Origin of the sequence: Kitasatospora sp. NPDC058444 (genome assembly GCF_042721415.1) — a bacterium.
Lineage (GTDB): Bacteria > Actinomycetota > Actinomycetes > Streptomycetales > Streptomycetaceae > Kitasatospora.
On the sequence record NZ_JBHXLL010000032.1, the window covers coordinates 54,299 to 67,488 of the forward strand.

At 74.0% G+C, this 13,190-nt stretch carries 9 protein-coding genes; 1 reads left to right on the forward strand and 8 read right to left on the reverse strand.

Annotated elements, in window-relative coordinates; genetic code table 11:
* Positions 1-240: 240 nt before the first annotated feature.
* The 3 genes from ACFWP2_RS28010 to ACFWP2_RS28020 form a co-directional block, all read right to left on the reverse strand.
* Positions 241-579: a P-II family nitrogen regulator gene (locus ACFWP2_RS28010; RefSeq protein ID WP_359829808.1), complete on the reverse strand. Its 339-nt coding sequence runs from the start codon at positions 577-579 to the stop codon at positions 241-243.
* Positions 576-1,982: an ammonium transporter gene (locus ACFWP2_RS28015; protein ID WP_380456400.1), complete on the reverse strand. Its 1,407-nt coding sequence runs from the start codon at positions 1,980-1,982 to the stop codon at positions 576-578. Before ACFWP2_RS28015 ends, ACFWP2_RS28010 begins: the two co-directional genes overlap by 4 nt.
* A 365-nt stretch (positions 1,983-2,347) precedes the next feature.
* The gene (locus tag ACFWP2_RS28020; protein WP_380456402.1) at positions 2,348-3,802 is read right to left on the reverse strand and encodes a hypothetical protein; all 1,455 of its coding nucleotides are present in this window, start codon (positions 3,800-3,802) and stop codon (positions 2,348-2,350) included.
* 637 nt (positions 3,803-4,439) lie between these two features.
* Between ACFWP2_RS28020 and ACFWP2_RS28025 the strand changes: the two genes are divergently transcribed.
* Positions 4,440-5,129, forward strand: coding sequence for a bifunctional DNA primase/polymerase (locus ACFWP2_RS28025; protein ID WP_380456404.1), 690 nt, complete (start codon positions 4,440-4,442; stop codon positions 5,127-5,129).
* Between the two features lie 138 nt (positions 5,130-5,267).
* Here ACFWP2_RS28025 and ftsY read toward each other — a convergent pair whose 3' ends face one another.
* The 5 genes from ftsY to ACFWP2_RS28050 form a co-directional block, all read right to left on the reverse strand.
* Entirely contained in the window at positions 5,268-6,503 is a 1,236-nt protein-coding gene (gene ftsY / locus ACFWP2_RS28030) for a signal recognition particle-docking protein FtsY (RefSeq protein ID WP_380456406.1), read from the reverse strand.
* Positions 6,504-6,550: 47 nt separating this feature from the next.
* The gene (gene smc / locus ACFWP2_RS28035) at positions 6,551-10,213 is read right to left on the reverse strand and encodes a chromosome segregation protein SMC (RefSeq protein ID WP_380456408.1); all 3,663 of its coding nucleotides are present in this window, start codon (positions 10,211-10,213) and stop codon (positions 6,551-6,553) included.
* A 155-nt stretch (positions 10,214-10,368) separates the two neighbouring features.
* The gene (locus ACFWP2_RS28040; RefSeq protein ID WP_045702518.1) at positions 10,369-10,572 is read right to left on the reverse strand and encodes a hypothetical protein; all 204 of its coding nucleotides are present in this window, start codon (positions 10,570-10,572) and stop codon (positions 10,369-10,371) included.
* Between the two features lie 468 nt (positions 10,573-11,040).
* Entirely contained in the window at positions 11,041-11,340 is a 300-nt protein-coding gene (locus ACFWP2_RS28045; protein WP_380456411.1) for an acylphosphatase, read from the reverse strand.
* A gap of 197 nt (positions 11,341-11,537) precedes the next feature.
* Entirely contained in the window at positions 11,538-12,887 is a 1,350-nt protein-coding gene (locus tag ACFWP2_RS28050; RefSeq protein WP_380456413.1) for a hypothetical protein, read from the reverse strand.
* Positions 12,888-13,190: the final 303 nt, after the last annotated feature.

Sequence of the window (13,190 nt, forward strand, 5' to 3'; positions counted from 1 at the left end):
AGCCGTCGTGCTGGTGGAGCCCTCGCGCCGCGCGGGCCGCGGCGCCCCGCGAAGCCTCCCGCCCCGCGAACCGTCCCGCCCGGTGGAGCCGTCGTGCTGCGCGAGCCGTCCTGCCGCGCGAGCGTCGTGCCGCCGCCCCGGCTCCGCGCGCGGGGCCGTTCGGCCGGCCGGAGGACGCCGGTGCGCCGTCGGGCGGACCCTCCACCCCCGGGGTGTGCGGGTCCGCCCGACGGCGCGGGACTACAGGGCGTCCGGGCCGCGCTCGCCGGTGCGGACCCGTACCGCGGTGTCGACCGGGACGCTCCACACCTTGCCGTCGCCGATCTTTCCGGTCCGGGCGGCCTTCACCAGGACGTCGATCAGGTCCTCGGCGTCCTCGTCCTCGACCAGGACCTCGATCCTGACCTTCGGGACCAGGTCCACGGTGTACTCGGCCCCCCGGTACACCTCGGTGTGGCCGCGCTGGCGGCCGTAGCCGCTGGCCTCGGTGACGGTCAGGCCGTGCACCCCGAAGGCCTGGAGGGCGGCCTTCACCTCGTCCAGTCGGTACGGCTTGATCACGGCGGTGATGAGCTTCATCGGGCGTCGACCTCGGTCCTCTTCTCGGCGGGCTTCTCGGCGGCCTCCGCGGCGGCGGTCCGCTCGGCGACGGGCTTCGCGGCGCCGGGCTCCGCGGTGCCAGGCTCCGCGGCAGCGACGGCCAGGCCCGGCAGGGCCCGGGCCAGGCCCGCCCCCACGGCGCTGAAATCGTAGGCGGACTCGGCGTGTTCGGCCTGGTCGATGCCGGCCACCTCGACCTCCCCGGAAACCCGGAACCCGACCAGCCGGTCGACCGCCTTGGCCAGCAGCCAGGACAGCACGAAGGAGTACGCCGCGACCACCGCCACGCCCATCGCCTGCTTGCCCAGTTGCCCGATCCCGCCGCCGTAGAACAGGCCCTTGACGCCCTGGCCCACCCCGCCGGTGGCGAACAGGCCGACCAGCAGCGAACCGATCGCCCCGCCGACCGCGTGCACGCCCACCACGTCGAGCGAGTCGTCGAAGCCCCAGCGGTACTTGAGCGAGACCGCGGCGCAGCAGACCGCACCCGCCACCAGCCCGATCGCCACCGCGCCGAGCGGGCTCACCGAGCCGCAGGCCGGGGTGATCGCGACCAGCCCGGCCACCGCGCCGGAGGCGGCGCCCAGCGTGGTGCAGGCGCCGTGCTTGAACCGCTCGTAGACCAGCCAGCCGACCAGCGCCGCGCCGGTGGCGACCTGGGTGTTGACCATCGCCATCGCGGCGACGCCGTTGGCCGCCAGCGCCGAGCCCGCGTTGAAGCCGAACCAGCCGAACCAGAGCAGCCCGGAGCCGAGCATCACCAGCGGCAGGCTGTGCGGGCGCATCGGGTCCTTCTTGAACCCGATCCGCTTGCCCAGCACCAGGCAGAGCGCGAGGCCGGCGACACCCGCGTTGATGTGCACGGCGGTCCCGCCGGCGAAGTCGATCACACCGTTGCGGTCGCCCAGCCAGCCGCCGTGGCCGCCGTCGAAGAAGAACACCCAGTGCGCGACCGGGAAGTAGACGATCGTCACCCAGAGCGCGATGAACAGGCCCCAGGCCGCGAATCTCGCCCGGTCCGCGATGGCGCCGCTGATCAGCGCCGGGGTGATGACCGCGAACATCAGCTGGAAGAGCGCGAAGGCGGTGACCGGGATGGAGCCGGTCAGCTCGTCGAGGCCGACGCCGCGCATCCCGAGGTGGTCCAGGTCGCCGATCAGCCCGGCGAAGGAGTCGGACCCGAAGCTGAGCGAGTATCCGTAGAGGACCCACAGCACGCTGACGATGCCGAGCGAGAGGAAGCTCATCGCCAGCATGTTCAGTGTGCTCTTGGCCCTGACCATGCCCCCGTAGAAGAAGGCGAGCCCTGGGGTCATCAGCATGACCAGGGCCGCGCTGATGAGTACGAAGGCGGTGTCGCCCGCACTGAAGCCGTCCGGCATCGGCGTCTCCTCTGCGTCCAGGCCGATCCGCACCCGGGTACCCGTCCCGTGGTGCCACCCGGGGTGTCGGCGATGAGGAGGAGCCTGCCGAAGGCTGGTTTCGGCCAGTGCGGCCGGTTGTTTCACCGCCGTGACGCGTGCGACGCGCGGGTTACGGCTGCGTGAACCGCGGCCCGCGGTCCGGTCACGCGGTTCACGCGGTCCGGTCGCACGGCGCGCGCGGCGCCGGCGGACGCCCTACGCCGGACATGCCACCGACCGTGACGGCGGCGGCCGCCACGGTCGGTGGAGCTTCCCCCGGAGGGCCTGACCGGTCGGAGGGCCTGACCGGTCAGGGACTCCGACCGGTCGGATGGCCTGAGCCGTCAGACCACCGAGACGAACTCCGGGATGTCCTGGACCACCCGCTCCTTGAGCCGGCTCACCGCGTCCACGCCCTTGAACCGGGCCGCCGCGGCCTCCGTGGTCTTGCGCACCCGGGAGTTCAGCCGCTCCGAGCGCACCTTGGTGGCGATGTCCACGGCCTGCTCGGCCATCACCGCGGCCTGCTCCGCCTCCTTCTGCAGCAGGTGGACGCTGGCCATGCCGATCAGGTTGAAGGCGTACGAGCGCACGTGGTCGGCGTCCTGGCGGAACAGGTCGACCGCGCGCTCCATCACCGGCGCGGACATCGACGCGTAGAGCTGGGCGTTGTCCGAGTGGTAGGCGAGGTCACGGAAGGAGTGCGCGTTCTCGGCGTTCAGCTCGGCCGGCGAGAAGAACTTCAGCCAGTCCGGGTCGTGGTCCCCGTCCCGGATGTCGGTGAAGGTGTCCTCGGCCAGCCGGACCGCCCGGGCGCAGCGGTTGACCTCGCCGATGGTGGCGTAGGCGCGCGCCTCCATCGCGTACAGCAGGGACTGCTGGCGCGCGGTGGCGGTGTCGCGGCTGCCGTACTGGGCCAGGTGGATGAGCTCCAGGGCGTCCTCGCCCCGGTTGAGGTGGATCATCTGGCGGCTCATGTCGGTGAGGATCAGCGCGCCGAACGGGCGGTCGCCCGCTTCCTTGGCCGCGTGCAGGGCGAGCACGTAGTACTTCTGCGCGCTCGGGTGCATCCCGACGTCGTACGACATCCACCCGGCCAGGTGGGCGAGTTCGGCGGTGAGCCGGAACAGCCGCCGGGTGGTGTCCTCGCTGTACGTCTCCTGGAGCAGGTCGGTGACCTCGTGCAGCTGGCCGACGACGGCCTTGCGGCGCAGCCCGCCGCCGTTCTGCGCGTCCCACTGCCGGAACATGACCGTGGTCTGTTCGAGCAGTTCCAGCTCGGGCTCGGAGAGCCGGCCGGTGAACGCCTCGCCGCCGTTGGCCGCGGTGAGGATCGGGGTGGGGACGCCGGTCGGGCCGGGCGCGAGCCAGCGCTGCATCGGCTCGATCAGCGCGGCGCCCGCGGTCAGTGCCAGCGAGGTGCCGAGGAACCCCCGGCGGTTGAGCATGAGGTCGCTGCGGGAGTAGTCACTGATCAACTGGACGGTCTGCGGACCGCTCCACGGCAGGTCGACGCCACCGCCCACGGTCGAGACCGGGATCGCGGCGCGGAGTCCGAGGTCCTCGATCGAGACCACTGAGCCGAACCGCTCGGAGAAGAGTTCCGACATGATCTTGGGAATCGGCTCGCGGGGCTGCTCGCCGTCGAGCCAGCGGCGCACCCGCGAGGTGTCGGTGGACACGTGGTGGGCGCCGATCTGACGGGCCCGGCGGTTGACCTGCCGGGCCAACTCGCCCTTGGACCAGCCGCTGCGCGCGAACCACGTGGTCAGCTTCTCATTCGGTTGCTTCTCTGCCATGGGTAACGTCCCCATCCCGCCCGGCCCCTACCGGGGCCCCCGATCGTGACCGCCCGACGGTTGCGGGCTCTTGCCAGACGTGCCGTGCCTGAGGTGTTGCCGTGCCGCGGCGCTGCCGTTCCGCGGCGCCCTCGCACTGGTGTGCCATCGTTGCGGACGATTCGTCAGATTCCCAACTCCCGTTCCTCGACGGCCCGGGACAGACTCCTCGACGACATCCGCGTGCTGAACGTAATGCCCCGCGAGGGGCCCGTGGGAGCGGCCCTGGCGAAACGCCACCTTTCGCCACCCCCAGGAGTGAACCGAAGCCCGGGGGCACACGCTTCACTTAGGGAGTCCCGACGGCCCGGCATATGCGGGCCGCCAAGTCCCCCGGCGCATCCCGGAGGACCCGGCGGACCCGGCAACCCACCGCAGCCCCAGGCGAGTTCACCGTCCACTCGGGACGGCGACAGTCCCACGCACACGACGATCCGGCATCGGCGCCGCCCCCACAAGGCGGCGCCCGAGGCGCACCGGCGGAACAGGCGCACACCACGCGCTGCGCGCCGCCACTGCACTACGCACCACACAGCTGACAATCGACACACAGTCACCGTCCCGTAACCATCGGCAACGAGAACCTGTTGGGGGAGGCATGGACAACCTGTTCGGCGAACTTCGACTGGGGCACCTGCGGCTGGCACCGCTGGGCGCGCGCCGCCGCACCAAGGTCACCGCGTCCCAGGCCGCCGCGGAGTACACCGGCCGCTGGGGCTGGGCGGTCGTCACCGGCGACCCGGTCACCGGCACGCCGGCCACCGGCGCCACCGCCCCGGCCCAATGTCCCTGCGGCTCCCCCCGCTGCGCCGCGCCCGGCCTGCACCCCGCGACGGGCGGCGGCCGGACACGTGCCGCCCGCGCCGAGGCCTCGGTGCTGTTCCCCACCGGCCGCGCCTTCGACGTCCTGGACGTCCCCGAGCAGGCCGGCCTCCAGGCGCTGGTCCGGCTGGAGCGGATGGGCACCCAGGTGGGCCCGGTGCTCGCCGTCCCCACCGGCCGGCTCCAGTTCCTGGTCGCCGCCGGCACCGCCCGGCGCCTGCCCGACCTGCTGTACCGGATGGGCTGGGACGACGCCGCGCTCGACCTGGTCTGCCACGGCGAGGGCGGCCACGTCGCCGCCCCGCCCACCGTCCTCGGCTCCCTCGGCCCGGTCCGCTGGCTGCGCCGCCCCACCCGGGACAACGCGGGCTGCCCGCCCGAGGCCCGGCTGCTGCTCGGCACCCTCGCCTACGCCTGCCACCGCAGCCGCGAGCGCACCGCCGAGCCGGCCTGGATGGCCTCCTGACCCGACCGGTCTCCGCCGCGCCGCCGACGCCCCCGCCCGGCTCCGGGTACGCGAAGGGCCCGCCCCCGTCAGGGAGCGGGCCCTTCGTACGTCCTTCGCGCGCTCGTCCTTCGCGCGCTCGTCCTGCGCGCGAGTGCGTCAGTCGCCGATCAGCGCGTCCACGAACGCCCCCGGCTCGAACGGAGCCAGGTCGTCCGCGCCCTCGCCCAGGCCGATCAGCTTGACCGGCACGCCCAGCTCGCGCTGGACCGCGACCACGATGCCGCCCTTGGCCGTGCCGTCCAGCTTGGTCAGCACGATGCCGGTGATGTCGACCACCTCGGCGAACACCCGGGCCTGGATCAGGCCGTTCTGGCCGGTGGTGGCGTCCAGCACCAGCAGCACCTCGTCCACCGGGCCGTGCTTCTCGACGACCCGCTTGACCTTGCCCAGCTCGTCCATCAGGCCGGTCTTGGTGTGCAGTCGGCCGGCGGTGTCGATCAGCACGGTGTCGACGCCCTCGGCGATGCCCTCCTTGACCGCGTCGAAGGCGATCGAGGCCGGGTCCCCGCCCTCCGGGCCGCGCACGGTGCGCGCCCCGACCCGCTCGCCCCAGGTCTGGAGCTGGTCGGCGGCGGCGGCACGGAAGGTGTCGGCGGCGCCGAGCACCACCGTACGGCCGTCGGCGACCAGGACGCGGGCCAGCTTGCCGGTGGTGGTGGTCTTGCCGACGCCGTTGACGCCGACCACCAGGACCACCGCCGGGCCCTCCTCGTGCTTGGTGGAGCGGACGGTGCGGTCGGCGTCCTTGCCGACCAGCTCGACCAGCTCCTCGCGCAGCAGCGCGCGCAGCTCGTCGGGCGTCCGGGTGCCGAGCACCTTCACCCGGGTGCGCAGCCGCTCGACCAGCTCCTGGGTGGGGGCGACGCCGACGTCGGCGGTGAGCAGGGTGTCCTCGATCTCCTCCCAGGTGTCCTCGTCCAGGTGCTCCCGGGAGAGCAGCGAGAGCAGGCCCTTGCCGAGCGAGTTCTGCGAGCGGGACAGCCGCGAGCGCAGCCGGACCAGCCGGCCGGCGGTGGGCTCGGGCACCTCGACGGCGGGCGCCGCCTCGGCCTCGGCGGGAGCGACCTCGACGGCCTCGACGGCCTCGACGGCCTCGGGCGCCTCGGCCTCCGCCGGGAGCTCCACCTCCTCGACGGTGCGGCGGGGCGCCTCGGTCGGCGGCGCGGACTCCTCGCCGACCTGGGGCTCCTGCGGGGTCGGCTTCGGCGCCGTGATGACCGGCGCCTGCGACTTCGGGGGCAGCTGCTGGCGTCGTCTGCCGGAAACGACGAGGCCCGCGATCGCGCCGACGGCGACCACGGCGATGACTACGGCAAGGATCACGTATTCCATAACTGCTCCAGTATCCGCGACCGGAGCCCGGATGGACCGCAGCCGCCCTACACGGATGCGGTGCGCACCGTCCGCGGCCGCCGTTCCCGGTGCTCTCCCCCGGCCCGGTGACCGGGAGCTGCCCCCGCTCGCAGCCGCTGGCTGATCACCTGCGAGATGCCGTCGCCCTTCATGGTCACGCCGTAGAGGGCGTCGGCGGACTCCATGGTGAGCTTCTGGTGGGTGATCACGATCAGCTGGGAGCTCTCCCGCAGCTCCTCCATGATCCCGATCAGCCGGCGCAGGTTGGTCTCGTCCAGCGCCGCCTCCACCTCGTCCATCACGTAGAACGGGCTGGGCCGGGCCTTGAAGATCGCCACCAGCAGCGCCACCGCGGTCAGCGAGCGCTCGCCGCCGGACAGCAGCGACAGCCGCTTGACCTTCTTGCCCGGCGGGCGGGCCTCCACCTCGACCCCGGTGGTGAGCATGTCGTCCGGGTCGGTCAGCACCAGTCGGCCCTCCCCGCCCGGGAAGAGCCGGGCGAAGACGCCCTCGAACTGGGCGGCGGTGTCGTGGTACGCCGCGGTGAACAGCTGTTCGACCCGCTGGTCCACGTCCCGGACGATGTCCAGCAGGTCGCGCCGGCCGCGCTTGAGGTCGTCCAGCTGCTCGCCGAGGAACCTGTGCCGTTCCTCCAGCGCGGCGAACTCCTCCAGCGCCAGCGGGTTGACCTTGCCGAGCTGCAGGTACGCCTTCTCGGCCGCCCGCAGCCGCTTCTCCTGCTCGGCCCGGACGTACGGGTACGGCTCCCCCGGTTCCTTCCCCTGCTCGGCGTCCGCGTCCTCGCCCGCGTCCGCGCCCGACGCCGACGCCGCGGGCGAGGACGGGACGGGCCGGTCGGGCCCGTACGAGGCGAGCAGTTCGCCGCCGTCGATGCCGAACTCCTCCAGCGCGCGGGCCTCCAGCTGCTCGATCCGCAGCCGCTTCTCGGCCCGCAGCACCTCGTCCCGGTGCCCGGCGTCGACCAGCTTGTCCAGCTCCTCCTTGAGCCCGCGGCCGTGCTCGCGGTGCTCGCGCAGCTCCTGCTCGCGCTCGGCGCGCGCCTGTTCGACGGCCGCCCGCCCGGCGTCCGCCCGGGTCAGCGACGCCTCCAGGCAGGCCAGCAGCTGTCGGGCGCCCGCCGCGACGGCGTTCGCCACCGAGGCGTCGTGCTCGGCGCGCCGGCGACGCTCGGCGGCCCGGGCGCGCGCCTCGCGCTCGGCGCGGGCGGAGCGGTCCAGCTGGTCGGCCCGGCCGGCCAGGGCGCGGACCCGCTCCTCGTGGGTGCGCACCGCGAGCCGGGCCTCCAGCTCGGCCTGCCGGGCGGCGCTCGCGGCCCCGGCCAGCCGCTGCTGTTCGGTGGTGTCCGGCTCGTCCTCACCGGCCCGGGCCGACTCCTCGGCGGCGGCCAGGCGCCGCGCCGACTCCTCGGCGCCGTCGAGCAGTTCGGCCAGCCCCTGCTCGGCCCGCGCGGCGGCGGCCGACAGCCGCTCGGCCTCGCCCACGGCGGCGCGGGCCTGCCCACCGAGCCGACCGAGCGTCCCGGCGACCTGGGCCCGCTCCTTCTCCGCCTGCCGCCGCAGTTCGGCGAGTTGCTCCACCTCGGCCACCGACTCCCGCCGCCGCGCGGCGAGTTCGGCCAGCCGCTCGGCCGACTCGGCGCAGCGGACGGCGAGTTCCCCGATCGCCCGGGCCGCCTCGTCCACCGCCGCCTGGGTCTCCAGCAGGCTGGGCGCACCGCCGGACCCGCCCTGGGCGAAGCCGGCGCCGAGCCGGTCCCCGTCGGCGGTGACGGCGTAGATCCCGGGCCGCGCCACGGTCAGCCGCAGCGCCTGGTCCAGGTCCGCGACCACCGCCACCCCGGCCAGCAGCCGCCGGACCGATCCGAGCAACTCGTCGGGGCCGTCGACCAGTTCGGCCGCCCAGCGGGCTCCGTCCGGCAGCTCTCCCGCCGCCGGCGCCACCTCGGCGGCGCCGGCGATCAGCAGCGCGGCCCGGCCGGCGTCCTCGGCCCGCAGCAGCCGCAGTGCCCCGGCGGCGGCGGACGGCGAGTCAACGGCCACCGCGTCAGCCGCCGCGCCGAGCGCCGCGGCCACCGGCACCTCGTACCCCGCGTCGATCCGCAGCAGCGCGGCGGCCGGGCCGAGCAGCCCGCCCAGCCGCTCCCCCGCGTCCAGCAGCGCACCGGTGCCGTCCTTGCGGCGCAGCCCGAGCGAGAGCGCCTCGTGCCGCGCGGTCAGCCCGGCCCGCTCGCGCTCGGCGGCGCCGGCCGTCTCCCGGGCCGCGGCCAGCTCCCCCTCCACGGCGGCCAGCCGCTCGCGCGCCCGCTGGTACCGGGCCTCGGCCTGCTCGTCGTCCCCGGCCAGGCCGTCCACCTGCCGCTGGAGTTCGTCCAGCTCGCCCCTGGCGGACTCGGCCCGCAGCAGCGCCTCGTCCCTGGCCTCGGTGAGCCGGCCGATCTCGGCCTGCGCCGCGGCGGCCCTGGAGCGGGCGGCGGCGGCCTGCCCCTGCAGCCGGGCCAGGCCCTCCCGGCGGTCGGCGATGGCCCGGGCGGCGTCCCGCAGCCGGCGTTCCTCGTCGGCCAGCTCCCGTTCCAGCCCGTCCTTGCGTTCGACCGCCTCGGCCAGCGCGTACCGGGCCTCCTCCAGCGCCTCGGTCAGCGCGGCCTCCTCCGCGCGGACCCGCTCGGCCTCCCGCTCCAGCTCCTCGGGGTCGCGTCCCCGCCGCTCCTCGCCGCGGCCCCCGGCGGCGGCGTGCCGGGCGCGGGCCTCGGCCAGTCCGATGGTGCCGCGGGTGCGTTCGGCGAGCGCGGAGAGCCGGTACCAGGTCTGCCGGGCGGCCTCCAGGCCGGGGCCGAGCTGCTGGACCTGCGCCTCCAGGACGTGCTCGCGCTGCACCGCCCGGGCCAGCTCCTGCTCGACGGTGGTGCGGCGCAGCCGCAGCGCCAGTTCGTCCGCGATCTCGGCCTCGACGGCCCGGCGGAGCGTGCACAGGTCGTCGGCGAGCAGCCGCAGCCGGGCGTCGCGCAGGTCGGCCTGGATGCCGGCGGCCCGGCGGGCGATCCGGGCCTGCCGGCCGAGCGGTCCGAGCTGGCGGCGCAGTTCGGCCACCAGGTCCTGGACCCGGTTGAGGTTGGCCTGCATCGCGTCCAGCTTCCGCAGCGCCTTCTCCTTGCGCTTGCGGTGCTTGAGGACGCCTGCCGCCTCCTCGATGAAGGCGCGCCGCCCCATCGGGTCGGCGTGCAGCACGGAGTCCAGCTGCCCCTGCCCGACGATGACGTGCATCTCGCGGCCGATGCCGGAGTCGTAGAGCAGTTCCTGGATGTCCAGCAGGCGGCAGGTCTCGCCGTTGAGGGCGTACTCGCTGCCGCCGTTGCGGAACATGGTCCGGGTGATGGTCACCTCGGAGTAGTCGATCGGCAGGGCGCCGTCGGAGTTGTCGATGGTGAGGCTGACCTCGGCGCGGCCGAGCGCGGCGCGCCCGCTGGTCCCGGCGAAGATGACGTCCTCCATCTTGCCGCCGCGCAGCGACTTGACCCCCTGCTCTCCCATCACCCAGGACAGCGCGTCCACCACGTTCGACTTGCCGGAGCCGTTCGGGCCGACGACGCAGGTGATGCCGGGCTCGAAGCGCAGGGTGGTGCTGGAGGCGAAGGACTTGAACCCGCGCAGCGTCAGACTCTTCAGGTGCACGCGGCCGGTCTCCTCGTTCGCTCACGACAGGAACCGACTGTATCCGGCGCCGGACACGACGAAGGGACGCCACATCCGGGCGTCCCTTGCAAGCTGCGTCCCTTTCGGGGCGGCTCAGTGCACAGCGGCGTCGATCTGCGAGGACCGGGCGGGACTCAGGTGAGAGCCGGCTCCCGCTGATCCAGATCGATGCTGTTGAGCAGCGAGTGCTCGTCAGCGACAGCGGTCAGAGCGTCGTTCTCAGCCTGCATCCGAAGGAGCTCGGCTTCAAGGTCCTGGACGCGCTGCTGAAGCCGTCGCATCTCGGAGAGCATTCGCGGGTCGGGGCCGCCGACGTACCCGAGAAGCGCCTTTGCCATGATGAATGGTCCTCCACGCTGAGTGACCGAACCGGAACGGTACAGGTCTAGGGGGAAGGGGGACGCACGCGCGGCGCGTCACCGGAAGTGCTGGCTGGGCACTACGGCACAACCACCGTGAGCTGGACTCACGAGGGCATGCGCCTGCCGGGAGAACGCGGTCGTGTGCGCGGGCTTCCAGCGTCTCACCAAAGACGGAAAGGGTCAACACGATCACCGCACGCTACCGCGCCCCTGTCACCTGCCCAGCGGTGTCGTCACGCCTGGGGGTCTCGGGAGGGCTCCACCACGTGCTCGTGGATCATCGTTCGATGCGGAGTCAACCACGAGTCTGCCCGGATGGCAACCTCGTGACACCGCCGGTTCCTGATCTTTTCCCGGAAGCCCGCGCCCCGGTTCGCCGAAGGCCCGGCCCGGGGCGGCCCGGGGCGGCCCCCGAGCCCGCCGGGGTCCGGCTCGGCCGGGGATTCAGCGGATCTCGAAACCCTCGTAACCGGGGCCGACGGCCGTCCAGATCTCGGTGACCCCGCTGACGTTCCCCGGGGTCCCCGGGCCGCGCAGCCGGGCCAGCAGCTCCTCGCAGTCGGGCGCGAGCCCCTCGGCCACCACCTGCACCCGGCCGTCGCCGAGGTTGCTGGCGTAGCCGGTCAGGCCGATCTCCAGCGCCCGCGCCCTGGTCCACCAGCGGAAGCCGACCTGCTGGACCTTCCCCCGGACCCAGGCGGTCACCCGGACCGGTTCCTCACTGTGGGCGTCGCGACCGTGCATGCCCCCGACCTTAGGACACGCCCGGGCCGCCCGCGCGCCCTGGTCACCGCCCGGTCCGCCCCGCCCCGCGCACGCCTCCCCGCCCGGCCTCGCCCCGCCCCGCCCCGCGCAGGCCGACCGGGCCCGGAGACGGGAGCGGCCCCGCCGGAGCCCGGAGCTCCGGCGGGGCCGCTGACGCGGACGGTCGGTCCGGCGGGTTACCAGTCCCCGCCGCCGAAGTCGCCGCCACCGAAATCGCCACCGCCACCGAAGTCGCCGCCGCCGAAGTCGGAGGGGTTGAAGTCGGCGCCGGTGAAGTCGCCGCCCTCGTACTGGTCCTGGTAGCCGTGGCCGCCGTCCATCATCGGCGCGGCCGCGTAGGCCGGGGTGCTCATCATCGAGCCGAGCATGGTGCCGACCAGCAGCCCCGGCAGCAGGCCGCCGCCGCCGAAGCCGCTGTAGTAGCCGCCCGCGTACGGGGCGTAGGCCGGGCCGGCGTTCCAGTACGGCTGCGGGCCCTGGTCGGTGTGGACGGTGCGGATCGCCGGGTCGAGGCCGGCCGCGACCCGGTCCGCGTCGGCCTGGCAGACCGGCACGGGGCGGGCGGAGCCGCCGGCCGGGGCCCAGTCGACGTCCTTGACGGACGGGCCGTGGCGCGGGTCCATGAAGCACGGGGGACGGCGCTCGGGCAGCGGGCGCTTGTCCCGCCGGGCGCTCAGGGTGGCCAGCGCGAACCGGCCGTCCTCGATCGCCTCGGTGACCTGCTGGACGTCCTCCGGCCGCTTGGCCTCGTCCATCAGGCGCTTGGACTTCTCGTACGAGTCCAGGGCGTGGGTGTAGTCGGTGCGCTGGGCGTCGTCGGCGTCCGCCGCGCCCGGGTTGAAGTCGAGCCGGTCCAGCTCCTCGCCGAAGGCGGTGATGTCCTCGTCCACCACCCGGCGCAGCTGCTGGAGCTCGGCCCGGGCCTGCTCCTCCTTGCGCTTCTTGGCGCGGCGGAAGAGGAGGAAGACGCCGGCGCCGGCCAGCGCGACCAGCACCACCGGGATGACCACCCAGGCGATCGAGGTGCTGTGGTTGACCCCGGTGCCCTTGGTCTGCGGGATGGCCTGGTCGACGAAGGAGTTCAGGGTGGCGTCGATGTCGCCGCCGTTCGACCGGAAGGCCGCGCCGGCGATGCGCTGCGGCTGGCCCGCGCCCATCGCGCCGCGGTCGCCGCCGGCGTCGAACTTGTCACCGTGCCACACCGCGTAGACGCCGTCGATGCCCACCAGGGTGCGGAGGTCCTGGAGGTTGCTCTTGGCATAGGCCGGGGAGTCGGGGATGACCGCGATGAAGATCGGCTTGTCGGCCTTGTCGATCTTCTTGGTCAGGGCGTCGGCCTGGGACTGGCTGAAGCGGCCCGTCATGGCCGGGTCGACGTAGACCTGGCCCTTCTTCAGGGCGGCCGCGGCGTCGCTCAGCCCACCGGCCGCCGAGGCCGCGGGTGCCAGCAGGAGCAGCAGCCCGAGCAGCGCCGCCACCAGGGCAAGCGGCCCGGCGCCCCGGGAACGTCGTGCAAGGGTTCTCATGCCCCCGACGCTACCGTGACCGGCCGCCGAGCACGCCATACCCTTCGCATACTGGTGTTGACAAGGTTCCCCGCCGTCCGCCGGGGCCGTTCCCCTCCTCGGGGATGATGTTTCCCCCGGCCGCCCCTGAGGCGGGGCCCGCGCGGGAACCCCGTGAGGCCCCCGGACGTACGTTCCGGCAGGCCCGGCCCGGTCCCGGGGTACTCCGGGGGGCGTGCCGACCGTACCGTGCGAACGGGCATAGTGGTCCCGAACCACCGGTCCCATTGCTTTTTCTTTACCCAGCCTGTCCTTGACTCGACT